Here is a 21,321-nt window from a genome sequence, read left to right as displayed (position 1 = left end):
TGGTGGAAAACCCCGGGGACAGGGCCGATCTCTCCCCGGGGTTTTCCACCAGGACAGGGGGCGTCTGGCATGGCTCGATCGACGGCGCAGATTCGTCCGCTGGGGGAGTCGACTTCCGCGAGATCTCGCGGGAAGCAGAGTTACTCGGAGGCGTTCAAGGCGGATGCTGTCGCGAAGGCGAAGGCTGCTCAATCCGTTGCGCAGGTCGCCAAGACGCTCGGCATCTCCCGGAACACGCTGTCGACGTGGATGAAGGACGATGCGCCAGCGCCGAAGTCGCTACTCGAAGCGGTGCAGTCGGGCGACGAGATGGCGTCGCTGATCGCCCTGCGCGACCTGTACGCGAAGCAGATCTCGGACGGGCTGTCCGGGCGCGACCTGCCACCGACGGCGCGACTGCTGCGCGAGACGATGCGGGAGATCGCCGAGCTCGAGCAGCGGCAACGCGAGGAGGCCGCAGATGCCGAGTCCGCGCCCGACGAAGACCTCGACCCCGACGACCTCTGAGCGCAAGCTTTCCGACGTCGCGAAGCACCTCGTCGTGCCCTCGGGGATCAAGACCACAGGGTATCCCTCGGTTGAGGCGCAGTGCCGAAAGATGGGCGTCGCGCACGATCCCTGGCAGAAGGGGCTCGGGCGCGCGATTCTCGCCAAGCGCGAGAACGGTCTCTACGCGGCCGGCATCGGAGGCGTGCTGATCTCGATCTGCCGCCAGGTGGGCAAGACCTTCACCATCGGGACCATCATCTTCGCGCTGTGCATCATCTTCCCCAGGATCAAGGTGCTGTGGACCGCGCACCACTCGGCCACTTCGGATGAGACGTTCGAGACGCTGTCGTCGCTGGCGAAGCGCCGCCGCATCGCCCCGTACATACGGTCGGTGCGTGCTGGCAACGGCAAACAGCGCATCGTGTTCACGAACGGGTCGCGGATCATGTTCGGCGCCCGCGAGCACGGCTTCGGCCGAGGCATCCCGGGTGTGACGATCGTCGTGTTCGACGAGTGCCAGATCCTCAAGGCCAAGGCGCTTTCGGACATGATTCCGGCAGCGAACACGGTGAAGAACCCGCTCATCATCTACATGGGCACGCCCCCGAAGCCGGAGGATCCGGCCGAGGTGTTCAAGGCCCGGAGGAAGAAGGCGCTCGCCGTCAAGAAGCGCCGTGCTGCCGGCGAGACCGTCGACTTCGACACCCTTTGGGTCGAGGTCGGCGCCGACCGGGACGACGACGTCGAGGACCGCAATGTGCTCGCCAAGGCGAACCCGTCTTTCCCGCACCGCACGCCGTGGGAGGCGATACTCCGTCTGCGGGAGAACCTGACAGACCCGGCTGACTGGTCCCGTGAGGGTCTGGGTATCTGGGACGAGGAGAACGCGGTCGGTGGCCCGCTCAAGAAGCTGTGGCCGCAGCTCGCCGTCGGTGCTGATCAGGTGCCGACTGATGGCGTGCGCGCGTACGGTGTCGCGTTCTCAGCGGACGCGATGCGCGTCTCCCTCGGCGGATGCATCATCGCCGGCGAGCGTGCGCACACGGAGCTCATCGACGCGCAGCAGGGGCCGGTCGAGGAGACCCTCGCCCCGCTCGCGGACTGGTTCGTCGAAGAGATCGACGGCGTACCGCGGTGGCGGCGCGCCTCGGCGATCGTGCTCTCGGGGCGTGCCGGCGCGATCGTACTCGAGCGGCTGCTGATCGAGCGGCGGGTGCCGCGGCGACGCATCATCGTCGTCACGACTCCGCAGTACTTCCAGGCGTGCGGACTGCTGCTCGAGCAGGCCACGGCCGCCGCCAGCGCAGTCAAGCGCGGCGAGCAGCCGATACTCACCCACCTGGCATCCGGTCAGGTGCAGATGGACGACTCCGCCGACAAGGCGGTGCAGGAGAAGCGGGCGCGGGACGGCGCATGGGGCTGGGCATCGCCAGCCGGGGACGAGACCCCGGTCGAGGCTGTCAGTCTCGCCCTTTTCGGGGCACGCACGGGACGCAAGAAGCGGGAAGGCTCGGGGGTGATCCTTTGATCGGCGGAATCGGGCTGGCGCTCAACCATCAGGACGCGAACTTGTTCGACGAGCTCTATCGGACATGGCAGAAGCGGCGCCGCATGAACGCGATCCGCTCGACGTACTTCGACGGAGAGGCCGCGCTGAAGGACTTCGGGATCTCGCTGCCTCCGCAGATGCGCGGCATCAACTCCGCTCTCGGGTGGACCGCGAAGGGCGTGCGCGCTGTCACCGACCGGTCGAAGTTCGAGGGCTTCGTGTCCACGTCGGACGAGACGTTCGGCGTCGACGAGATCGCCGCCGACAACCAGTTCGAGATCGAGTTCCCCGGCGCGCAGGTGTCATCCGCGGTGCACGGCCCGGCCTTCCTCTCGGTCTCTCACGGCGACGTGCAGGCAGGCGAGCCCGACGTACAGGTGATCCCGCGCGCCGCGGACTTGTCAGCGGCCATCTGGGATCGTCGCCGGCGTGCGCTGGCGGGATTCCTGTCGATCGTCGACGTTGACCGTGGGAACAGGCCGACGCTCATGGTCATGTACACGCCGGAGAAGGTCATCACCCTGACCCGACAGGAACGCATCTGGTCGGCGGCGTGGGTCGTGACCGTGATCCCGAACCCCCTCGGCCGCGTCAGCGTCGCCCCCCTCGTGTACGGATGGGAGCTGCTGCGCCCTCTCGGGCACTCGCGCATCACGCGCGCGTCGATGGGCTACTCCGACTCGGCGCTGCGCACGATCGTCCGCAGCGAGGTCTCGTCGGAGTTCTACTCCGCCGTCGAGTACTGGCTGTTCGGCGCCGACGTGGAGAGCTTCGTCGGCAACGACCGCTGGTCGGCTGTCATGGGGCGGATCAAGGCGCTCGACACCGAATCGAACGCGAAGGAAGACAAGCCGGACCTGCACCGGTTCACCGGCGCGTCTCCGCAGCCACACGTAGAGCAGCTGCGCATGTGGGCGAACCTGTTCGCCGACGATCAGGATCTCGAGGTGAAGTTCGCCGACTCATCGAACCCGTCCAGCGCAGACGCGATCTTCGCGGCCAAGGAGACGCTGATCACCACGACCCGCGACGCGAACACGACGTGGGGCGCCGGCGCGGTGTCTGCGATGCAGATGGGCGTGATGCTCCGCGACGGGCTCTCGGCGCTGCCTGCGGAGATGCGAAGCCTGCGGGGACAGTTCACGGATCCCGCGATCGTTTCGCCGTCGGCCCGCGCCGACGCGTTCAGCAAGCTAGCCACGAGCATCGACGGCTTCGGGAACTCGGAGGTCGGCATGGAGTACGCGGGGCTCTCGCGAGAGCAGATCCTGCGGTTCCAGGCAGAGCAGCGCCGCACACAGGCGCTCCAACTGCCGGCGAACGTGGCCGCCGCGGCGGGGCGAACCGCTTTGGGGGATCAGGATGCTGCTATCGCAAGTCGATGAGCACCGTGAAACCATCGTCGACATCACCACGCTCGCGCAGGACGACCTCGTGGGCTACACGGCATCGATCCTGAACGAATCACCGGAGAGGGTCGCCGTTCAAGTCCGCGCCGCCACCCCGGCGGTCGTGTCCCAGTACGGGGAGACGGCGGCCGTCGCCGGAGCGCTGTTCTACGAGACGAACCGGCCGTCGCCAGGGTTCACGGCAGATCTCGCGCGACCGGCGATCGGGGATCAGGTGTCGAAAGACATCACCTGGGCGCTGGCGCCGCTGTTCGCGGGGCAGTTCGATGAGGCGTCGGCGCTCATGATCCTGGACCGCCTCAAGGGCATCGCTCAGACGTATGTTGCAGAAGCCGACCGCCGGACGCTGCTGACGGCATCGGCGGCGGACCCGCTATCCCGCGGTATCCGCCGGTACGCGACGGCCGGGGCCTGCACCTTCTGCGCATATCTGTCGACGATGGAGGCAGTCACCTACGAGTCGTCGGAGTGGCACAAGCACTGCAACTGCGTGAACGTGCCGTCGTGGGAGGAGAACCCGGCTCCGGAGAACCCGCATGAGGCGCGCTGGGCGCAGTCCGCGATGGACGCGCGCGCCGAGCTGATCCGGCTGCAGCACGAGTTGAAGCCGGACGACATGCGGTGGCGGAACTTCTACAAGGCGCGCCCCGACCTGACCGTCACGACGAAGAACATCCTGCGGCTGATGCGGGCGGATCTCGGTCTGACGCACTGAACGCATACCCAATTGCGGGGGAGCGGCGTTGGCCGCGAGGAACCTGCCGATCATCTTCATCACGCCGCGATGGCGTGATGTCACCGCGGCGCGATGCCGCTCAGCACAGGAGGAACAATGTCCACCGTCAAGACCCTTGGCCCGCTCCCGGCTCCGGCCTGGCATCGCCCGTGGTTCCGCTACTTCGCACCCGTCGAGGGCGCCGAAGCCGGTACCCCGGCACCGCCCGCGCCGGTCCCGACCCCGCCGCCCGCCACTCCCGCGCCGAAGGCCGATGAGCCTCTCGGTGAGAAGGGGCTCGCCGCCCTGCAGTCCGAGCGCGATGCTCGCAGCGCCGCAGAGAGGGAGCTCGCCGCGGCGCGGCAGAAGCTGCAGGAGATCGAGGACGCCGGGAAGAGCGAACAGCAGCGCGTCGATGACGAGCTCGCGGCGAAGAAGACGGAGATCGCGCAGCTCACGGTCGCGAAGACCCGAGCCGAGATCGCCGCCACCAAGGGGGTTCCGGTCGAACTGCTGTCCGGCACCACGCAGGCCGAGGTGGAAGCGTCTGCGGACGCCCTCCTGAAATTCAAGGGACCGGCGGAACCCGCTGCACCGCAGCGGTACGTCGTGCCCGACGAGGGCGGCAAGCCTGCCCTCGGCAAGACCGAATCCACTCGTCCCGGCATCGGCACGCTCCGAGCCGCGTACGAAGAGAACGAAGGGAAGTAGCCTCTCATGGCAATCACGCTCACCGAGGCAGCGAAGCTGTCTCAGAACACCCTGCAGAAGGGCGTCCTCGAGACGTTCGTGCAGACCTCGCCCCTGCTCGACCGGATCCCCTTCATGGAGATCGAGGGCAACGCGTTCGCGTACAACGAGGAGGGCACCCTCCCCGGCGTCGAGTTCCGCGGCGTCAACGACTCCTACAGCGAGTCCACCGGAACGGTGAACCAGAAGACGGAGACGCTCGCCATCCTCGGTGGCGACGCCGACGTCGACACGTTCATCCAGAAGACCCGGTCGAACTTCAATGACCAGCGCGCCGTGCAGACGGCGATGAAGGTCAAGGCCGCCTCGTACAAGTTCCAGGACACGTTCATCAACGGTGACGTGGCCGTGGACTCGAAGTCGTTCGACGGCCTGAAGAAGCGCCTCATCGGCGGGCAGGTGATCACCGCACCGGGCGCGAACGGCTCCCCGGTGTTCGGCACCAACGCCGACACCGAGGCGTTCTGGGGCGCGATGGACGACCTCGTCGCGTCCGTCCCCGGCCTCGACGGCACGAACGGCGCGATCTACGCGAACGCGAAGCTGCTCGGCAAGATCCGCTCCGCGGGACGCCGCGCGGGTGGCACCGAGATCGTGAAGGAGGATCTCACCGGGAAGCGCGTGCTCACCTGGAACGGGATCCCGGTCCTCGACCTGGGCACGAGCGCCGCGGGCGTCGACATCCTCCCGCTCACCGAGACCAAGGGCACGTCGAACGTGACGTCCTCGATCTACGCCGTGAAGTTCGGCGAGGACGAGGGCGACCAAGCCGTCACCGGTCTCACGAACGGCGGCGTCGACGTCCGCGACCTCGGCGAGCAGCAGTCGAAGCCCGCCTTCCGCACCCGCATCGAGTTCTTCTGCGGTGTCGGCGTGTTCGGCGGCAAGGCCGCGGCCCGCTCGACCGGATGGCTGAACGGCTGATGGCCCGCCGGCCCATGGCCAAGCCCGGCGAGACGACCCCGGTCGTCACCCCGGAGGAGCAGGCCAAGATCGACGACGCAGCTGCCGAAGTGGCGAAGGCCGCGGAAGCCGAGGTCGCTGAGAAGGCGGCCGAGGCCGAGAAAGCCAAAGCCGACGCGGCGAAGGCCGCTGCGACCGCGGCACCCGCGGCCGCGGCGCCCGCCAAGCCCGCACAGGCGGCGAAGCCGAAGGAGCCGAAGCACCGCTTCGAGGAGTTCGACGCGACCAAGCCCGACGGCACGGTCGTCCACATCCACCGGAACATCGACACCGGCGAGCAGGAAGTCACCGAGAAGTGACCAGGAGGGGCGGCGGCCACGGTCGCCGTCCCTCCCCACGTCTGACTAGGAGGCCATCATGTCGCTCTCGACCGCGGTCACCCCATCCAACATCGCCACGGAGCTCGCGAGACTCGAACCAACTGGGGCTACGGCCGAGCAGTGGCAGGTGTGGATCAACGACGCACTCCTGCTGATCGACGACCGAGCCGCCGCGGAGGGCGTTACCCCGGCGCAGACGAAACTCGACTACGTGATCCGGCAGGCGGTCGTCGCGCAGGTCAAGAAGCCCGACGATGCGACGCAGATCACGGTCGCCGTCGATGACGGATCGACATCTCGCCGGTACGAGTCGGGCAGTGGCCGCGTGACGATCCTCGACGAGTGGTGGACGTTCCTCGGCATCGGTCTCAGGGCGAGCGGGGCGTTCTCGATCGACCTAATTCCTTCCACCTCGCCGTTCTACGTGAGTCCGTCATGATCGGCGACGACATCGACGCCGCGCTCCCGGAGTTGCGGGAGCACGCGGAGTCCCGCATGACCGACACCGTGGCCGTCGGCCTCTATGCCGACAGCACCGATCCGGCGACAGGAGACGCGCTCCGCGTGCTCACCACGGAGCGGTACGCGGGAATCGGACGGCTCCGCTGGTCGTCCCGTGACGTGGCGGCGACCCCGTTGCCGGCGCAGTCCGTTGCAGTGCAGGATCCCTACCTGTCGATCCCGTACGGATCCCCGCTGCTAGTCAAGGGCGACGAGGTCGCCGTGACTGCATCCGCTGATCCGCTCATGGCCGGTCGACGCTTCTCGATTGATGGGCGTCCCGCCGCGGGGCAAGTCACCGCCTACCGCTACCCGCTCAAGGAGCTGACATGACCGCAGATGGATTCGACGAGCTGCTCGAGCTGTCGTCCGACCTGAGGGGAGCGCCCGAGGCCGCAGCGCGGAACGTCGACAAGGCGCTCAAGGTCACGTCGATGCACATCAAGAAGGACTGGGCGCAGTCCGCGCACAGGTCCGGTCTGGCGGGGTATGCGGCATCCGTCGACTTCGACATGGAATACGGAGGCGGGGAGATCGCGTCCGATATCGGTCCGAATCTCGACCGGAACCAGGGATCCTTCGGGTTCGTCGAGGACGCGCCAGGCGGAGTCCTCTCCGCCCCACAGCATGCCGGGCGCGACGCGCTCGAGGCGAACGAGCCCGACTTCGTGCGAGGGCTCGAGATCGCGGTGTTCGACGCGACCGCGGAAGCGATCACGGGGCCGCTCGGCGCCGGGGAGATCGGCCCGAAGGGGGCGGCATGAAGGCCCACTTCGCAGCGTTCAAGGCGTTGCTGATGGTCGTCGCCCTGCTGGTCGGGAAGGTGTTCACCTCTGTCCGGTTCGAGTCCGGGAAGCCGGTGCGCGCGAACTACGTCGTGCTGTTCCCGGATGGGCCGGCAGATCTCGGCGATGACCGCTTCGCGGCGCCGCAGCGCGCCGACTCGAAGTCCAGGTGGCGGTACGACGTCCGCGTCGTCGCCGTCGACGCGGACGGGCTGCTGCTGCTTGCCGACGCCGTGCTGAGCGTGATCGGGAAGATACCGGCGGTCGTGGGGCGCAGGTGCGACCCCGTGACGCTGGTTCCATCCGTCGAGGAGGGCAAGGCCCGATACGACGAAACCACAGACCTGCACTACATGGATCTGTCGTTCGAGTTCTGGTCAAGGAGGGCCATCTGATGTTCATTCGAGTCCGCGGTGCAACGCCCGGAGATCCCCTTCACGAGTTCGACGTAAGCGTCGACGAGTGCGAGCGAAATGCCGACCTGTACGAGGTCATCGACACGATGCAGGTCCCGAGAGCGCGACCTGCATCCCACATTCCCGGCGTCGTGCCGGACCCGCAGGAGGAACCTGCCCCCAAGCCCCGCACGAAGCGGGCTTCCAAGACCGGTGAGGACACCGCCCCCTCCGCGGGGCTCAACCCTGAGGAGAAGAACGAATGACGACCGAAACTGTGCAGGAAGGCTTCGGGTACGACGGCAAGGGCATCGTGCTCTTCGTGCCGACTCTCGCGAACCCGGCCGCGCCGACCATCGCCGAGCTCAACGCCGGGACGGTGAAGAAGCTGACCTACGGTCTGTACGGGCCGCAGGGCTACGCGCTCGCGACGACGCGCAACGAGCGCGTCTCGACGCGCTACACGCTCGACCAGGAGCTCACTGCGGACGGCACCGTGAAGTACAAGCTGACGCTGCTGTACGTCTACAACCGAGAGACGCCGACGGTCGCTGAGACCGTTCTCGGCGTCGTCGGCACCAGCGGGTACATCGTCCACGCGCTCGGCTACGACAACGGTCACACGTTCGAGGCCGGCGACAAGATCAACGACATCGTGCCGATCACGACGTCTGCGAGCGACGACATCCCGGCGACGGCGAACACCGACGCGCACAAGACGACCTCGCCGACGATCCGCGGCAAGGTCGAGCGCGAAGTCGTGGTCGCCGCGGCGTGACCCCAGATCCCCGGGGCAGGGTTCCTCACCCCCTGCCCCGGGCCTACCCGGTGAGGACGCAGGTGAGGAGAAGAATCATGGTCGATCTGAAGGCGCTGGTCGCCACAGCGAAGCAGGAGATGGAAACCGTCAAGGTCTCGAACGTGCAGGTCGTGCTCGGAGGCACAGAGATCACGGTCGAGGTCGCGCAGCTGCACCCCGACCCGTGGGAGGAGCTCGTGGCGCGGTGCCCGGTGCGCGCAGGACTGCCCGGTGATATGACCTACGGGTACAACCCCAAGGAGCTGACTCGCACGTACCCGGGCATCACGATCGACGGGCAGCAGCTGTCTTCCGACGACTGGGCAGAGGTCTATTCCGCCCTCGCGTCGGTGTGGCGCAACGCCGTCGAAGTGACGATTTGGGGAGTCAACGTGCTCGAGCAGGCTCAGGAGATGAGCAAGCTGGGAAAAGCGCTCTCGGGCAAGGGCTCGCCCTCGCCCGAGAACTAGGAGTTTCACCGCGTCGTCTTCTTGGGTGGGAACCCGCCGAGATCACGACGTACGAGTACGACGGCGCCGGGCGGATGATCCGCTCGGTGACGGTTCGGGAGCCGGAGTGGAGTCCGTGGGACGTGCGGGTCGTCGCTGAGGCGCGTCGTCACGAGCGGCAGTCGCGCGGCCACCACGGGCGGCTGCTTGATGAAGCGACCGATCCGAACAACATGGGCCGGTTCACCGTGCCTCCGCCGACGACCGACTTCGCTGCGAAGGCGCTGCACGAGGCACAGGCGGAGTGGAAGAAGGCGTACGGCGAGCAGGCCGGTATGGATCACCTTCTCTGGACGGTGGACCTCGCGGACTAGCCGTTCGTGATGCAGTACCGGGCGATCGCGTTTCCGGCCATGAACACGTCGACCAGGCTCACGGTGGCGTTCTCGGTCAAGTAGAGCGGCCCCGTGAAGGTCGCGACATCAGCTGCGACGTCAGCATCGGCCTTCGTCTTGAGCGCGTCGGCCCACTCTTTGAACGGCTCCATCTTGCTCGTCGTCACGGGCTCAGTCGAGTCGAGGGCGTCCTGATACGCGGTCCGCTGCGCGTCGAACACGTCACAGAACGGTTTCGACTCCCACTCGCTGGCGGCGGCCGTCGATGGGGCGGCCGTAGGCGACGACGTGGTGGGTGCGTCGGGCGTGCCCGCACAACCGACGAGGACCACTACCGGCGCGACGAGCGCGATCAGTTTCATTCGCATGCCGCCGAGTGTAGTGGCAGACCAGGAGGTGCATCATGGCCGAGCGCGTCGTCAAGGTTCGGCTGGTCGCCACGGTCGACGAGTACCGGAAGGGGATGGCCGACGCTGCGGAGGCGACACGCACCGTCGGCACGCAGGCGGAGAAGCTGGCGCAGACCCGGCAGGCTCTGACCCTGCTCGGCACGGCCGGCGTCGCGATGGGAGCGGCGATCGTCGCAGGTGTCGGGATCGCGGTTGCCAAGTTCGCCGAGTTCGACAAGGCCATGTCGAACGTGCAGGCGGTGTCCCACGCGTCCGCGGAGGATATCGGGCTTCTTCGGCAGGCGGCGCTGGATCTCGGTGCGAGCACCGTGTTCTCAGCGACAGAGGCAGCCGGCGCGATCGAGGAGCTTGCGAAGGCGGGGGTGTCGACGGCCGACATCCTCAATGGCGGACTGGCTGGTGCACTCGATCTCGCCGCCGCGGGCGGCCTGGGCGTCGCCGAGGCAGCTGGAATCGCAGCGACAACGATGCAACAGTTCGGTCTCGCCGGATCGGATGCTTCTCACGTCGCTGACCTTCTCGCGGCAGGCGCGGGCAAGGCCATGGGTGACGTGACGGACATGTCCCAGGCCCTCGCGCAGGGCGGGCTGGTCGCGAACCAGTTTGGGGTCTCCGTCGATGAGACGGTCGGTACGTTGTCGGCGTTCGCCTCGGCCGGCCTACTCGGATCCGACGCGGGAACCTCCTTCCGCACGATGCTGCTGCGTCTCGCCAACCCCTCCGGCGAAGCCGCCGAGAAGATGCGAGAACTCGGCATCAACGCGTACGACGCGCAGGGCAATTTCGTCGGCATGGCCGGACTCGCGGGGCAGCTCGAAACGAGCATGAAAGGCCTAACGCAGGAGCAGCGAAATGCGGCGCTCGCGATCATCTTCGGACAAGACGCGATCCGTGGAGCGAACGTGCTGCTCGCCGAAGGTAAGAACGGCATCAACGACTGGACGGACGCCGTCAACGACCAGGGGTACGCCGCAGAAACTGCCGCAACCCGCCTCGACAACCTCATCGGTGACTGGGAGCAGTTCAACGGCGCCCTCGACACCGCGATGATCACCATGGGTGAATCCGCGAACGGCCCGCTGCGCGCCTTTGTGCAGGGGCTGACCAACCTCGTCGACGCGTTCAACGGGCTGCCGGACGGCGCTCAGCAGGCGGTACTCGCAGGCAGTCTCGCCGTCGGCGCGATGCTGCTCGCCGGTGGTACGGCGATGCTGATGGTTCCGAAAATTGCCGAGTTCAAGACGGCCCTCGAGACCATGAAGTGGTCGATGAAGGGGGTCTCGCTCGTCGGCGGGGGAGTGTTCATCGCCCTCACCGCGCTAGTCGCTGTCATCGGCGCCGTGTCTGCCGCGCAGGCCGAAGCTCGCGCGCGAGCGAGCGAGTATGCCGACGCGATCCGTGCTGGTGGAGATGCGGCCGAGGACTTCATCGCCGAGCAGCTGGCGATGAAGGACAGCTTCATGTGGATGGACCGCGGATCCGCGGTCGAGAACGCCCGCAAGCTCGGCATCAGCCTCGAGGAGGTCACGGATGCCGTGAAAGGCACCAGCGCCGAGTACGAAACGTTCCGCGACCGCGTGTCGGACGCGTATGCCGCCGCCGGCAAGACACTCGATGCGGGCTACGCCATGGAGCAGCTCGAGAACAAGGTCGCCTCTCTTCGTGAAGCCGAGGAAGAAGCTCGCGGTCAGATCGACGACACCGGTGCGGCGCGTGATTCGCTCACTGCATCGACAGAGGACCAGACACGGGCGACGGAGCTCGCGGCCACCGCCTACATGGACGAGACCGCGGCTGTTCAATCGCTGAGCGACGAGCTCGTCGGTCTGATCGATCGGATCAACGAGGCAAATGGCGTCGGTCAAGACGCCGTAACAGCGAACGCGCGATGGCAAGAAGCCCTCGCCGGGCTCGGCGATCAGGTAGCGAAGAACGGTACCTCGCTGAACGAGGCCTCGGCCGCGGGGTCCGCGAATGCGGCATCCCTCGCTGACGTGGCGAAGGCGGCGCAGGACGCGGCGAAGGCCCAGTTCGAGCAGGATCAGGCCACGATGTCGGCCGAAGAGGCGACGCAGAAGTACGTCGGGACGCTGGGCGCTCAACGACAGGCATTCATCGACGCCGCGATCCAGGCCGGCTACAACGCGACGGAAGTGCAGGCGCTCGCCGACAAGGTCTTCGCCCTGCCCGACGCGAAAGAGATCAGCATCATCTCTGAGACCGCTGCGGCGCAGCAGAAGATCGACCAGTTCGTGACGCTGAACAGCGGCCGGCGCGTGAAGGTGCATGTCGATGTCGAGGGAAACCAGTCGTTCCGTGTCGGCAGCGTGACCGTCTCGGCGAACGCGGCTGGCGGCTACTACTCCGGCGGCGTGAAGGCGTTCGCTGGCAGTGGGTTCGAGCCGGGAATCTACCCGTATCGACCGGGTGGGATGCACAAGTTCGCCGAGGAGTACGACGAGGCGTACATCAGCCTCGACCCGGCGCGCCAGGCGCGATCGAAGCAGGTCTGGGTGCGCACAGGCCAGGAGCTTGGCATGTTCGGCGGCGGGTTCGGCGGTGGATCGACGGATGTCGCTTCTCAGCTGATCGGGCTGGCCATCACCGGCCAGTTGGAGATCGGCGGCGATGGTCTCGTCAGGATCATCGACGGCCGAATTGTGTCTCTGTTGCCGTCATCAGCTGCCACTCGATCCCAGCTCGGCAGGTAGCGACGCACGCCAAGTAGGCCCCGCCTGAGCGCGGGACCTACTGGCATATCTAAGGGGGACTCATGGTGCAGTGGGCCGCGAACTACTCGGGACGCACGAACTACGACCTGTACGTCGTCATCGATCTGGTGTCGCAGGACATCGGTGCGAACACATCGACGGTGCGGATCCAGATGTTCGCGCACTCGAAGTCGGGTGGCGGCTCATGGGCGGTCGACAACTTCGCGTGGTCGCTGACGGGGACGTGGTCGTTCTCCGGGGCGCGGAACCTCGACTTTCGGCCGGACTCGGCAGGCAAAGTCCTCTACATGCTCGACACGTACCAGACGGTCGGGCATGCGGCGGACGGCACCCTGTCCGTCGCCCTGCGCGGTGTCCACTCGACGACATCCGTCTTCGGATCCGCCGACACGGGCACCCAGTGGTTCACGCTGCCGACCATCCCGCGCACGCCGTCGTCGCTGACCGTGACCCGCGTGGCCGACGAGCAGCACGCGCTGAACTGGGTCCGCAATTCGACGTACACGTCGGTCGTGATCCAGCGGCAGACGAACGACGGCGCCTGGCAGCAGATCGCCGTCGCCGCCGGCAACGCGGCGTCCTTCACCGACACGACCACCATCGCCGCCCAGAAGTACACCTACCGCGTCGCCGGCGGCGCGGCGGCCGGCTGGTCGGGGTGGTCGAACACAGCATCCGTGTTCACCACTCCGCCGGTGCCGACCGGGCTCGCGGCGACGCGCTCGTCGAACGACATCAGCGTCGCCGCGACCGTCGCGGGCTACACGATCGCCGTTGACATCCAGGACGAGACGACGACCGTCGTCTCGGGCCTCGCGGTGGGCTCCCTGCCGTGGACGCACGTCACCCCGAACCCTGCGGTCCCGCACCGCTACCGGGCGCGGGCGAGCCTCGCCTCCGGGGGCGTCGGGTCGACGACCCTGTACTCGGCGTGGTCGGTGTACTCGAACACGGTGCAGCTGCTGTCGGCCCCGAACCCGCCTACCGGCCTCAATCCGAACGGTGCGGTGCGCCCGGTCGACGAGACCATTCAGTTCCAGTGGACGCACAACCCGGTCGACTCGTCGGCGCAGACCGCGTACGAGCTGCGTCACCGTGTCCCCGCGGGGGCGTGGACGACGCTCAGCGGCACGACCGCCTCGTCCCGCACGGTAACTCTGCCGGTGGGCGATCGCGAGTGGCAGGTGCGCACGAAGGGCTCGCATCCTGACTGGTCGGCCTGGTCGGCGACCGCGGTCGTGACCGTGATCGACCGCCCCGGCGTCGCCGTCACCCAGCCTGACGGCACCTGGGACGCGTCGCTGCTGACGGTGACCTGGTCGTGGCTGCAGGCGCAGGGCCGCCCGCAGTCCGCGTGGCAGCTCGAGCTGATCTCCGCCGGCATCGTCATCGAGTCCCAGCAGGGATCTGGTGCCTCAGGGTCAGTGGTGCTGGCGACGAAACTCACGCAGGGGGCATGGACGCTGCGCGTTCGTGCCGCGACGGGTGACGTCTGGTCTGTCTGGGCGTCGGAGGCATTCGTCGTCACCTTCGATCCGCCCGCGGCGCCGGTAGTCAGCGGGGTATGGGATGAGACGCAGGGCGGGGTAGCTCTTGCCGTAGCGGCCGGGGTCGACCCAGCGCTCGACCCGACCGTGCGGATCGTTGTCGAGCGCGCGATCGCCGGTATCTGGGAGGTTGTCGTCGACCTCACTGCTGGGGCGACGCTGATCGACTGGGAGTCCCTGTCGTACGGAGATACCCAGTACCGGGCGACGGCGTACACGGTCGAGAACGCGACTGCCGCGACGACGATCACCGTCCAGTCGCGGTCGGATTCTCTGTGGCTGTCTACCGGGGTCCGTTTCGGAATCACAGGGCGACTCCCGTTGAACCCGGAGGTTACACACACCGTCGCGCGCGAGCGGGCGCTGAAGCACTACGCGGGCCGGAAGCTGCCTGTCGGCGTGACCGGCGAAGCGCTGCATCGCTCGATCGATGTCGCCGGGAACGTGTGGGACGCAGGTGAGACGGCGACTGTGCAGCGTCTGCGGGAGATCGTGCAGTCCGATGCGGAGCAGTTCCTTTTCCGCGACCCCGACGGCCGCCGCATCTACGGGGTCGTCGACCAGATCAGCATTCCCCGGATCATGGCCGCGGACAGCGGCGCGACGTGGAACGGGTACTGGGGGTATCGATTCACCTTCACGGAGACGGAGGCGAGATGACCGGGTGGGCGTTCGCTCTGCTCGACGCGAGCGACCGCGAGCTGCACCGTATCGACGGCGTGACTGGCGGATCCGCCGAGGTCGTGGCGCAGTCGGTGCTCGGCGGCTCCGGGTCGCTGAGTATCGACGGCGACCAGGGCATCGACTGGATGTCGCACCGGGTGCAGGCAATCTACACCGACCGCGGCATCTCGTGGCCCTTCGGGACGTACCTGTTCGCGTCGCCGACGGCGAAGCACACCGCGGTCGACGTCACCCACACGGTGCAGCTGCTGTCGAAGATGAACATCATCGCCGAGGACACGGTCGAGGCCCGCTACTCCCTCGCGGTGGGCACGGTCGTCGTCCCGGTCGTGGTCGCTCTGATCACCTCGGCGGGGGAGACCCGGATCGCGGCGACCGCGAGCACGGCCGCGCTAACGTCCCCGCTGACGTGGGAGGCCGGCACGTCGAAGCTGACCATCATCAACGACCTGCTGCAGGCGATCGGATACTGGTCGCTGTGGTGCGACGGCGCCGGGCAGTTCCGGGTGCAGCCATACCTGAACCCCGCGTCCCGGCCGGTCGCGTTCGAATTCGAGCACGGCGCACGGTCGCTGCATTTCCCCGACTGGGACCGTGAGCAGGACCAGACGTCCGTGCCGAACCGGTTCGTCGCCGTCGGGCAGGGCAGCGACACCGTCGCTGCGCTCGTCGGCGTCGCGACCAACGAGGATCCGAACTCGCAGTATTCGTTCCAGCGGCGCGGCCGGTGGATCACCGCGACCGAGGAAGGCGTCGAAGCGGCCAGCCAGCAGGTCATCGACCAGTACGCGGCGCGAAAGCTGCGCGACGCGATGGACCCTGTCGCCCGGCTGACCGTCACCCACGCGCTGATCGGGCTCGAGCCGAACGATCTGATCGGTTTCACGCCCGAAGACGGGATCCGCCGGCTCGCGACGGTGCAGCGGATGGCGGTGTCGTTCACGTTCGACACGGACGTGAGAGCTGAATGGCGGGAGGTGTCGTGACCAACATCCTCGACCCGGTGCTCGCGCAGATCGGCAAGCTGTGGGCGCGCGTTGACGTCATGCCCGCCGTCCGGTGGGGGACCGTCACGGACACGACGCCGCTCGCGGTGCAGCTCGACGGGGACGCCGCCCCGCTCCCGTTCCCGCCGGCATCCGCGATCTTCCCGCTGCGCGAGGGTGCGCGCGTGCTCTGCGTCGAGCAGAACCGCCGCGTCACCGTGATCTCCGCAGACGTCGCACTGCGTGGAACGACCGCGCAGCGTGACGCCACCTTCGGGGTGCCGTCAACGGATCCTGAACGGGTATCGCTCGCGAACCGAAAGATCACATGGTTCAACACGGATCTGGGCTGGGAAGAGGGCTACTACGCGCCGAGCGGACTGTCCGGACTCACCGCCAAGGGGCTCGTGGCAGGGGTGTCGGCCTCCTGGTATCCGACCGGGCTGGACGGGCCAGAGATGACGATGGAGCCGACGGCGGCCGCCGCGGCGTCGTCAGGTAACAACCTCACCGGATGGACTGGCAACGTGTGGCGTCGCGGCGGCGCAGCGGCGTTCGATATCAACGGCACGTACCAGGGCATCTGCAAGATACCCGGCTACTACGATCTGCGGTTCTGGACGACGCAGCAGAACGGCAGCGGCACTGCGAACTACTTCCTCCGCCACGTCAACGCGGCCGGTAACGCGGTCCCACGCTTCCAGGACGGTCTCGCCTACACGCTGGTCAGCACCATGCTGACCTACGTCCACGGCGATCTTCCCCACGAGCTCATGCTCGCCGGAGACCGCTTCGACACGGTCTGCCAGTCCGGCGCGCTCAGCGTCCACGTAACCGCACAGGCCGCCGCAGTCCGCGGCCAGATGGGTGCCCGCTACCGCGGTCCGGCACTTGTCACCGACTAGGAGTCGCATGAAGAAATGCCTTGGGTGCGGCCTGGATGCCGTCGACCCGACCGAGCCCGCTCGCTACGACGTCCTGCGCCCCGACGCTGATCTCGACGACCCGAGCTCGCTCGGACCGTACTGCGCCGAATGCTGGCCGTCCACCCACACCGGCGCGTCGGCCGCCGACTAGCAGTAACAGCACACCCGCCCTCGGCATCCGCCGGGGGCTTCGTCATGAAGGGAGGTGCCCACCGTGGCATCAGAGAACGTGCCGGCCGACGTGCCGGTGTACGAGGACATCGAGAACACCCCCGAGGGGGACGTGCAGACGGAGGTGGAACTGTGAGCAAGGGCATCCTGTCCGGCGTCGATGCGGCGAACCGCTTCGCGTCCTGGACCCGCTACGCGACCGGGAAGTGCCTGCAGGCGGTCTACGAGGCGCTCGGCTCGCGGCAGTCTGATCGGCCGGGGTTCTACACGTACGCGCTGCGTGCGCTCGAGACGGTCCCGGTCGCGAACCGGAAGTACGACCGCACCCCGCCGAAGGGCGCGATCGTGTTCTTCTCCGCGGGCGGCAACGGGTACGGCCACATCTGCATCAGCGTCGGTGGCGGCAACGTCGTCTCGACCGACATCCCCTCGTCGGGGCGTGTCGGGATCACGTCGATCGCGGCGATCGAGAAGGCATGGGGGCGCCGGTTCCTGTGCTGGACGAACTGGGTCATGGGCTACGACGTCTCGACGGCTCAGCCGGCCGTCACGCCGCCCGCGCCCGCGCCTGGTGGGCACGACTCCCTGCGTGGCCTGCCGTGGGTCGGCATCCAGCGGATGCTGAAGTCCGACTTCGGGTACCGCGGGAAGATCGACGGCGACCCTGGCACGGGCACGATCGCCGCGTTCCAGCGCTTCATGAACGCGAAGGGCTACTCCGAGCGTGCGCTCGGCCGCCGCATCGCGGAGGACGGCGACGACGGCGGCGACACCCTGCGCGCCGCGCAGCAGTGGCTCAAGGAGAAGTGGGGCTACGCCAGCAAGATCGATGGCGACCGTGGGCCGGGCACGACGGCCGCGTGGGGTCGCGCCGAGGCGGCGAACGGTCGCGCGTACTCGCGGGTGAACTGATGCAGGGCTCGAACATGCGTCACGCTCAGGAGCGCCCACGCCCGCGCACGAGCGTGTGGTGGGTCGTCGCGGGCGTCGTGCTCGCGCTGGTCGTCGCCTCACCGTTCGTCTACGTCATCTTCGGGAATCTGTGATGTCCGCGGGGGCGCAGGAGGACGCCGAGCGGCACCGGCGCCGCACGACTCCGTCGTGGGTGATCATCGCGATCGGGATTGTGGCCACGGGAGCCGCGCTGATCTGGTCCTCGGGACTGCGCGACGACACCGGAGAAGCGCTGCTCGATGAGCCGACCGCGAAGGTGCTCGTCGCGCTGCTCGGCGCCGCCGCCACCATCCTCGGGCTCGTGCTGCAGCGCGCCGGCGACATCCGTCATCAGGTGAAGAACAGCCACGGCACGAACCTGCGCGACGACATCGACCAACTCGACGCCCGGATCGCGCGCGTCGCCGAGACCGCTGAGCACGCCGTGCGCGCCGCGCGCAAGGCATCCGACGACACCGTCCAGCTGCGAGAAGACGTGCAGGCCGGACGCATCGAAACCGGGGAGGTCCGCGCCGACGTGCGCGGTCTCCGCAAGGACATCGGTCGGCTGACCGACGCCATCAACAACAAGGAGAAGTGACCTGTGATGAGCATTCCCAGCGAGACCCCGAACGTGGTCATCGAGAACCCGAAGGTGCGCATCATCGCGCGCACCACGCTCGACGTGATCGGTGCGGTGCTCGGCACCGTGATCGCTGTCGACGCGGCCGCGAACGGTTTCGACCTCACGTGGCTGACGGTCCCCGCGGTGGCCGGGTGGACGTACCTGCGCCTGGTGTTCGGCCTCGCCGTTGACAACACCAACACGCCGAAGAGGATCTGACCGTGAGTTACCCGGACGGCGTGGAGACCGCGACCGTGGTGTTCGGCAAAGGCATCACGGTCGACGGCACTCCGGTGGCCGCGATGCTGACGGCCGAGGCGATCTTTGGCGGCGCGACGCGCAGCGTCACGTGGACGACAGATGGTACTGCTCTACTGCCGGTCAACGCGATGGCGAAGGCCGGTGAGGGCGTGCTCGGATCGATCACGGTACCGGTCGTGGATCAGGCGGGCTGGGTCGACGACGGACAGCACCCGATCACGATGTGGGCGTATCGCCTCACGGAGACCGCCGGCGGTCGCTCCCGTGTGAAGCACCTGCAGCCGCTCGCGGGTCAGGGCGTGATCGACTTCGACCGCATCCCTGACGGTTCGGTAGGGCTCCCGGTGTCTGGCCCTGTCGTCGCCGTCTCTGACGTCGCGGGGCACACCGGCTCCGTCACTGCCCAGCAGATCGCCGACGAGGTCGGCCCGCTACTCGGCGAGGGTGGCGGCCCTGGTACGCCCGGTCCTGCCGGGAAGTCCGCCTACGAGGTGGCCGTTGCGAACGGGTTCGTCGGCACGGTCACGCAGTGGCTCGGCTCACTCGTCGGAGCTCCCGGTGCTCCCGGTGTTCCCGGCGCACAGGGCGCACCTGGTGCGCAGGGAGTGCAGGGTGCAGCCGGGGCGACAGGCGCGACCGGGGTGACGGGCGCGACCGGTGCGAAGGGTGACTCGGGTGCCGCCGGGGCGAAGGGCGACAAGGGTGACCCGGGAGATCCGGCATCCAATCTCGTGCAGTCAGTCGCGGGACATCAGGGAGTCGTGCCGCGCGGCGGGCTGAACACGGTCGGGCTGGGCGAGGTGGTGTTCATCCCGAACGGCGGCATGCCCCCCGCAGGGACGCCGCCGTACACGCTCGTATGGGAGGCGTCGGCGTAATGGCTCTGTTCGGCACGCCGACCTACGACGGGATCGGGGCGGGTACGTCGCTCGCGCCGGCGCGCCCTGCGGATCTCGTCGACAACGGCTGGGTGATGCTCGGCGCGCGCTCCCAAGACGGCACCGGCACCACGCAGTGGACGCCGCCCGCTGGCTTCCAGCCCGTCACCGTGACCCCGACGCTGCCGAACAACGCGAACCGTGTCGCTCAGGTGTGGGTGAAGCAGATCGGCGCCGTCTCCGCGGAGCCCGCGACGTACGTTGTCAGTGGACCGAGCGGACGCGCGGTCGCGTTCGCCGTCCGGTACAACCCGGAAGAGCTCGGCACGCTCGCCGTCGTCGGGACGACGCAGTACGGCGGGAACTCCGCGAACGCGGGGATCGTGATGTTCAACGCGCACACTCTCAGCGGCGCGCCCGCGCTCACGATCGTCATGCTCGCCGCCGAGTGCACCGCGGGGATCTCGCACGTCCCCTCGACCATCCCGGCCGGGTGCACGACGATCGCGAACGCGCAGAACACCCTCAACGAGGTGACGACGGGATCTCGCACGGCCCTGTGGATCGGGTACCGGGTCGAGAGCTCCACGGACTTCGCCGCGCTGTCCGGCGGCTTCGCCGGCGCATCGGCATCCGGAGGGTACTCGGCGACGATCCGGGGCGGGAAGGTCGCCCCGCCCGCACCGATCGGCGTGCCGGTGAAGCTCGGCGACGGCACGCTCGGGTACGTCAGCTACATCGACGGTGACGGCGTCCGCCGTGCGCCCGCCTCGGTGCGGTTCACCCGCCCGGCGTTCACGCTCGCGCAGAGCCTGAGCACCCCGGGGGTGACGATGGGGCACCGCGGTGCGTCGGCCGTGGCAGGCCAGCCGGAGATGTCGCGTCGCGCGTATCGGTACGCCGCGACCGCACGCGACTACCGGATGCTCGAGTTCTCCTGCAACCGGACCAGCGACGGCGTGTTCGTCGGATGCCACGACGCGGACATCAACCGGGTCGCGATGGAGACGGGTCTCCCGAACCTCTCGGCGATGACCTGGGCGCAGGTGCAGACCCACGTCAACGCGCTGAACGCCGCCGGGCTACCCGCGCCGTTCTACCGCCTCGACGCGTTCCTCGACGAGTTCGCCGGCGAGGCGCTCGTGCACGTCGACCCGAAGTACAACACGGGCGGGACGGCGGCGTTCCTGAACGTCCTCGACGCGCACGGCGGGCCGAGCCGCATTGTCGTGAAGTACGTCGGCACGGGGTCCGGTGCCATGGCGATCGCCGATGCGGCGAAGGCGCGCGATTACATGACCGCGTGCTACTTCTACGAGGCGGACTGGGCGGCCGGGAAGATCGATGCCGAGCAGTCTCACTGGGACATCCTCGGCATGGAGTACACCGCGTCGACCGACGCGTGGTCGCGCACGACGACGGGCACGTTCCCCGGCATCCGCTCGTACGGGAAGCCGGTGCTCGCGCACATCATCCCCAGCATCGCCGGGTACAACCTGGCGAAGGGGAAGATCGAGGAGGGTGGCTGGGTGAACCCCGGCGCCGGCCGCTCCTGGATCGCGCAGATCAGCCGCCCGGACCTCGTCACGCCCGTGCGGTGAAACCATGATGACCCCCACTCTCCTCCGGGAGAGTGGGGGTCTTCTGTC

General features: G+C 68.0%; 25 protein-coding genes. 24 read left to right on the top strand and 1 reads right to left on the bottom strand.

What is annotated here, in order from left to right; all coding sequences use genetic code 11:
• The first annotated feature begins 69 nt into the window (after nucleotides 1-69).
• The 14 genes from CQ047_RS17885 (at nucleotide 70) to CQ047_RS17820 (ending at nucleotide 9,498) form a co-directional block, all read left to right on the top strand.
• Nucleotides 70-507: a transposase gene (locus CQ047_RS17885; protein ID WP_105677351.1), complete on the top strand. Its 438-nt coding sequence runs from the start codon at nucleotides 70-72 to the stop codon at nucleotides 505-507.
• Complete coding sequence (locus CQ047_RS18975; RefSeq protein ID WP_181156002.1) at nucleotides 461-2,017, top strand: terminase large subunit domain-containing protein; 1,557 nt, start codon at nucleotides 461-463, stop codon at nucleotides 2,015-2,017. The genes CQ047_RS17885 and CQ047_RS18975 overlap by 47 nt, the downstream gene beginning before the upstream one ends.
• Before the next feature lie 83 nt (nucleotides 2,018-2,100).
• Entirely contained in the window at nucleotides 2,101-3,423 is a 1,323-nt protein-coding gene (locus tag CQ047_RS17880; RefSeq protein WP_181156001.1) for a phage portal protein, read from the top strand.
• Complete coding sequence (locus CQ047_RS17875; protein ID WP_105677348.1) at nucleotides 3,401-4,162, top strand: hypothetical protein; 762 nt, start codon at nucleotides 3,401-3,403, stop codon at nucleotides 4,160-4,162. Before CQ047_RS17880 ends, CQ047_RS17875 begins: the two co-directional genes overlap by 23 nt.
• A gap of 117 nt (nucleotides 4,163-4,279) precedes the next feature.
• Nucleotides 4,280-4,873 (top strand): hypothetical protein, encoded by a 594-nt coding sequence (locus CQ047_RS17870; RefSeq protein ID WP_105677347.1) that lies wholly within the window; start codon nucleotides 4,280-4,282, stop codon nucleotides 4,871-4,873.
• A 6-nt stretch (nucleotides 4,874-4,879) separates the two neighbouring features.
• Nucleotides 4,880-5,836 carry a major capsid protein gene (locus tag CQ047_RS17865; protein ID WP_105677346.1) on the top strand — a complete coding sequence of 319 codons (957 nt, stop codon included), beginning with the start codon at nucleotides 4,880-4,882 and terminating at the stop codon, nucleotides 5,834-5,836.
• On the top strand, nucleotides 5,821-6,174 hold the full coding sequence (locus tag CQ047_RS17860) for a hypothetical protein (RefSeq protein WP_146114395.1): 354 nt from the start codon (nucleotides 5,821-5,823) through the stop codon (nucleotides 6,172-6,174). Before CQ047_RS17865 ends, CQ047_RS17860 begins: the two co-directional genes overlap by 16 nt.
• 58 nt (nucleotides 6,175-6,232) lie before the next feature.
• Nucleotides 6,233-6,634 (top strand): hypothetical protein, encoded by a 402-nt coding sequence (locus tag CQ047_RS17855; RefSeq protein ID WP_105677343.1) that lies wholly within the window; start codon nucleotides 6,233-6,235, stop codon nucleotides 6,632-6,634.
• The gene (locus tag CQ047_RS17850) at nucleotides 6,631-7,029 is read left to right on the top strand and encodes a DUF6093 family protein (protein WP_105677341.1); all 399 of its coding nucleotides are present in this window, start codon (nucleotides 6,631-6,633) and stop codon (nucleotides 7,027-7,029) included. Before CQ047_RS17855 ends, CQ047_RS17850 begins: the two co-directional genes overlap by 4 nt.
• The gene (locus CQ047_RS17845) at nucleotides 7,026-7,460 is read left to right on the top strand and encodes a hypothetical protein (protein ID WP_105677340.1); all 435 of its coding nucleotides are present in this window, start codon (nucleotides 7,026-7,028) and stop codon (nucleotides 7,458-7,460) included. The genes CQ047_RS17850 and CQ047_RS17845 overlap by 4 nt, the downstream gene beginning before the upstream one ends.
• Nucleotides 7,457-7,876 (top strand): hypothetical protein, encoded by a 420-nt coding sequence (locus CQ047_RS17840; RefSeq protein WP_105677339.1) that lies wholly within the window; start codon nucleotides 7,457-7,459, stop codon nucleotides 7,874-7,876. The genes CQ047_RS17845 and CQ047_RS17840 overlap by 4 nt, the downstream gene beginning before the upstream one ends.
• A gap of 262 nt (nucleotides 7,877-8,138) precedes the next feature.
• On the top strand, nucleotides 8,139-8,654 hold the full coding sequence (locus tag CQ047_RS17830; protein WP_105677336.1) for a hypothetical protein: 516 nt from the start codon (nucleotides 8,139-8,141) through the stop codon (nucleotides 8,652-8,654).
• A gap of 77 nt (nucleotides 8,655-8,731) precedes the next feature.
• Nucleotides 8,732-9,145, top strand: a complete 414-nt coding sequence (locus CQ047_RS17825) for a hypothetical protein (RefSeq protein WP_105677335.1) — start codon at nucleotides 8,732-8,734, stop codon at nucleotides 9,143-9,145.
• Nucleotides 9,146-9,231: 86 nt separating this feature from the next.
• Entirely contained in the window at nucleotides 9,232-9,498 is a 267-nt protein-coding gene (locus CQ047_RS17820) for a hypothetical protein (RefSeq protein ID WP_146114394.1), read from the top strand.
• On the opposite strand, the gene CQ047_RS18740 is transcribed toward CQ047_RS17820, so the two are convergent.
• Nucleotides 9,495-9,887 carry a hypothetical protein gene (locus tag CQ047_RS18740; protein WP_146114393.1) on the bottom strand — a complete coding sequence of 131 codons (393 nt, stop codon included), beginning with the start codon at nucleotides 9,885-9,887 and terminating at the stop codon, nucleotides 9,495-9,497. The two genes, CQ047_RS17820 and CQ047_RS18740, sit on opposite strands and share 4 nt — an antisense overlap.
• A gap of 35 nt (nucleotides 9,888-9,922) precedes the next feature.
• Here CQ047_RS18740 and CQ047_RS17810 point away from each other — a divergent pair, with 35 nt between their 5' ends.
• The 10 genes from CQ047_RS17810 to CQ047_RS17770 all read left to right on the top strand — a co-directional run bounded on the left by CQ047_RS17810 (nucleotide 9,923) and on the right by CQ047_RS17770 (nucleotide 21,273).
• A complete protein-coding gene (locus CQ047_RS17810) occupies nucleotides 9,923-12,640 on the top strand; it encodes a phage tail tape measure protein (RefSeq protein ID WP_105677331.1) in 2,718 nt (905 codons plus the stop codon).
• A gap of 62 nt (nucleotides 12,641-12,702) precedes the next feature.
• Nucleotides 12,703-14,868 (top strand): DUF859 family phage minor structural protein, encoded by a 2,166-nt coding sequence (locus CQ047_RS17805; RefSeq protein ID WP_105677330.1) that lies wholly within the window; start codon nucleotides 12,703-12,705, stop codon nucleotides 14,866-14,868.
• Nucleotides 14,865-15,878 carry a hypothetical protein gene (locus tag CQ047_RS17800; RefSeq protein WP_105677329.1) on the top strand — a complete coding sequence of 338 codons (1,014 nt, stop codon included), beginning with the start codon at nucleotides 14,865-14,867 and terminating at the stop codon, nucleotides 15,876-15,878. Before CQ047_RS17805 ends, CQ047_RS17800 begins: the two co-directional genes overlap by 4 nt.
• A complete protein-coding gene (locus CQ047_RS17795; RefSeq protein WP_146114392.1) occupies nucleotides 15,875-16,783 on the top strand; it encodes a hypothetical protein in 909 nt (302 codons plus the stop codon). The genes CQ047_RS17800 and CQ047_RS17795 overlap by 4 nt, the downstream gene beginning before the upstream one ends.
• Before the next feature lie 7 nt (nucleotides 16,784-16,790).
• Nucleotides 16,791-16,955 (top strand): hypothetical protein, encoded by a 165-nt coding sequence (locus CQ047_RS18970; protein WP_181156000.1) that lies wholly within the window; start codon nucleotides 16,791-16,793, stop codon nucleotides 16,953-16,955.
• A gap of 152 nt (nucleotides 16,956-17,107) precedes the next feature.
• The gene (locus tag CQ047_RS17790) at nucleotides 17,108-17,887 is read left to right on the top strand and encodes a hypothetical protein (RefSeq protein WP_105677326.1); all 780 of its coding nucleotides are present in this window, start codon (nucleotides 17,108-17,110) and stop codon (nucleotides 17,885-17,887) included.
• 133 nt (nucleotides 17,888-18,020) lie between these two features.
• Nucleotides 18,021-18,509 (top strand): DUF2746 domain-containing protein, encoded by a 489-nt coding sequence (locus tag CQ047_RS17785; protein ID WP_105677325.1) that lies wholly within the window; start codon nucleotides 18,021-18,023, stop codon nucleotides 18,507-18,509.
• A gap of 6 nt (nucleotides 18,510-18,515) precedes the next feature.
• Complete coding sequence (locus CQ047_RS17780) at nucleotides 18,516-18,752, top strand: hypothetical protein (protein ID WP_105677324.1); 237 nt, start codon at nucleotides 18,516-18,518, stop codon at nucleotides 18,750-18,752.
• A gap of 2 nt (nucleotides 18,753-18,754) precedes the next feature.
• Nucleotides 18,755-19,672, top strand: a complete 918-nt coding sequence (locus tag CQ047_RS17775; RefSeq protein WP_219844654.1) for a hypothetical protein — start codon at nucleotides 18,755-18,757, stop codon at nucleotides 19,670-19,672.
• Nucleotides 19,672-21,273 (top strand): glycerophosphodiester phosphodiesterase family protein, encoded by a 1,602-nt coding sequence (locus tag CQ047_RS17770; RefSeq protein ID WP_105677322.1) that lies wholly within the window; start codon nucleotides 19,672-19,674, stop codon nucleotides 21,271-21,273. Before CQ047_RS17775 ends, CQ047_RS17770 begins: the two co-directional genes overlap by 1 nt.
• The last annotated feature ends 48 nt before the right edge of the window (nucleotides 21,274-21,321 follow it).

This window comes from Microbacterium sp. MYb72, from assembly GCF_002979415.1.
GTDB classification, from domain to species: domain Bacteria; phylum Actinomycetota; class Actinomycetes; order Actinomycetales; family Microbacteriaceae; genus Microbacterium; species Microbacterium natoriense.
Note: the sequence above shows the minus strand (reverse complement) of the source record. Positions and strands in the feature narration are given on the sequence as shown.

Excerpts from the sequence above, each read along its gene's own strand:
- CQ047_RS17770 (WP_105677322.1), top strand. The coding sequence starts at position 19,672 with ATGGCTCTGTTCGGCACGCCGACCTACGACGGGATCGGGGCGGGTACG.
- CQ047_RS17880 (WP_181156001.1), top strand. The coding sequence starts at position 2,101 with ATGAACGCGATCCGCTCGACGTACTTCGACGGAGAGGCCGCGCTGAAG.
- CQ047_RS17885 (WP_105677351.1), top strand. The coding sequence starts at position 70 with ATGGCTCGATCGACGGCGCAGATTCGTCCGCTGGGGGAGTCGACTTCC.
- CQ047_RS17860 (WP_146114395.1), top strand. The coding sequence starts at position 5,821 with ATGGCTGAACGGCTGATGGCCCGCCGGCCCATGGCCAAGCCCGGCGAG.
- CQ047_RS17825 (WP_105677335.1), top strand. The coding sequence starts at position 8,732 with ATGGTCGATCTGAAGGCGCTGGTCGCCACAGCGAAGCAGGAGATGGAA.
- CQ047_RS17855 (WP_105677343.1), top strand. The coding sequence starts at position 6,233 with ATGTCGCTCTCGACCGCGGTCACCCCATCCAACATCGCCACGGAGCTC.
- CQ047_RS17875 (WP_105677348.1), top strand. The coding sequence starts at position 3,401 with ATGCTGCTATCGCAAGTCGATGAGCACCGTGAAACCATCGTCGACATC.
- CQ047_RS17800 (WP_105677329.1), top strand. The coding sequence starts at position 14,865 with ATGACCGGGTGGGCGTTCGCTCTGCTCGACGCGAGCGACCGCGAGCTG.
- CQ047_RS17840 (WP_105677339.1), top strand. The coding sequence starts at position 7,457 with ATGAAGGCCCACTTCGCAGCGTTCAAGGCGTTGCTGATGGTCGTCGCC.
- CQ047_RS17865 (WP_105677346.1), top strand. The coding sequence starts at position 4,880 with ATGGCAATCACGCTCACCGAGGCAGCGAAGCTGTCTCAGAACACCCTG.
- CQ047_RS18740 (WP_146114393.1), bottom strand. The coding sequence starts at position 9,887 with ATGCGAATGAAACTGATCGCGCTCGTCGCGCCGGTAGTGGTCCTCGTC.
- CQ047_RS18975 (WP_181156002.1), top strand. The coding sequence starts at position 461 with ATGCCGAGTCCGCGCCCGACGAAGACCTCGACCCCGACGACCTCTGAG.
- CQ047_RS17850 (WP_105677341.1), top strand. The coding sequence starts at position 6,631 with ATGATCGGCGACGACATCGACGCCGCGCTCCCGGAGTTGCGGGAGCAC.
- CQ047_RS17845 (WP_105677340.1), top strand. The coding sequence starts at position 7,026 with ATGACCGCAGATGGATTCGACGAGCTGCTCGAGCTGTCGTCCGACCTG.
- CQ047_RS17785 (WP_105677325.1), top strand. The coding sequence starts at position 18,021 with ATGTCCGCGGGGGCGCAGGAGGACGCCGAGCGGCACCGGCGCCGCACG.
- CQ047_RS17805 (WP_105677330.1), top strand. The coding sequence starts at position 12,703 with ATGGTGCAGTGGGCCGCGAACTACTCGGGACGCACGAACTACGACCTG.
- CQ047_RS17870 (WP_105677347.1), top strand. The coding sequence starts at position 4,280 with ATGTCCACCGTCAAGACCCTTGGCCCGCTCCCGGCTCCGGCCTGGCAT.
- CQ047_RS18970 (WP_181156000.1), top strand. The coding sequence starts at position 16,791 with ATGAAGAAATGCCTTGGGTGCGGCCTGGATGCCGTCGACCCGACCGAG.
- CQ047_RS17780 (WP_105677324.1), top strand. The coding sequence starts at position 18,516 with ATGAGCATTCCCAGCGAGACCCCGAACGTGGTCATCGAGAACCCGAAG.
- CQ047_RS17810 (WP_105677331.1), top strand. The coding sequence starts at position 9,923 with ATGGCCGAGCGCGTCGTCAAGGTTCGGCTGGTCGCCACGGTCGACGAG.
- CQ047_RS17830 (WP_105677336.1), top strand. The coding sequence starts at position 8,139 with ATGACGACCGAAACTGTGCAGGAAGGCTTCGGGTACGACGGCAAGGGC.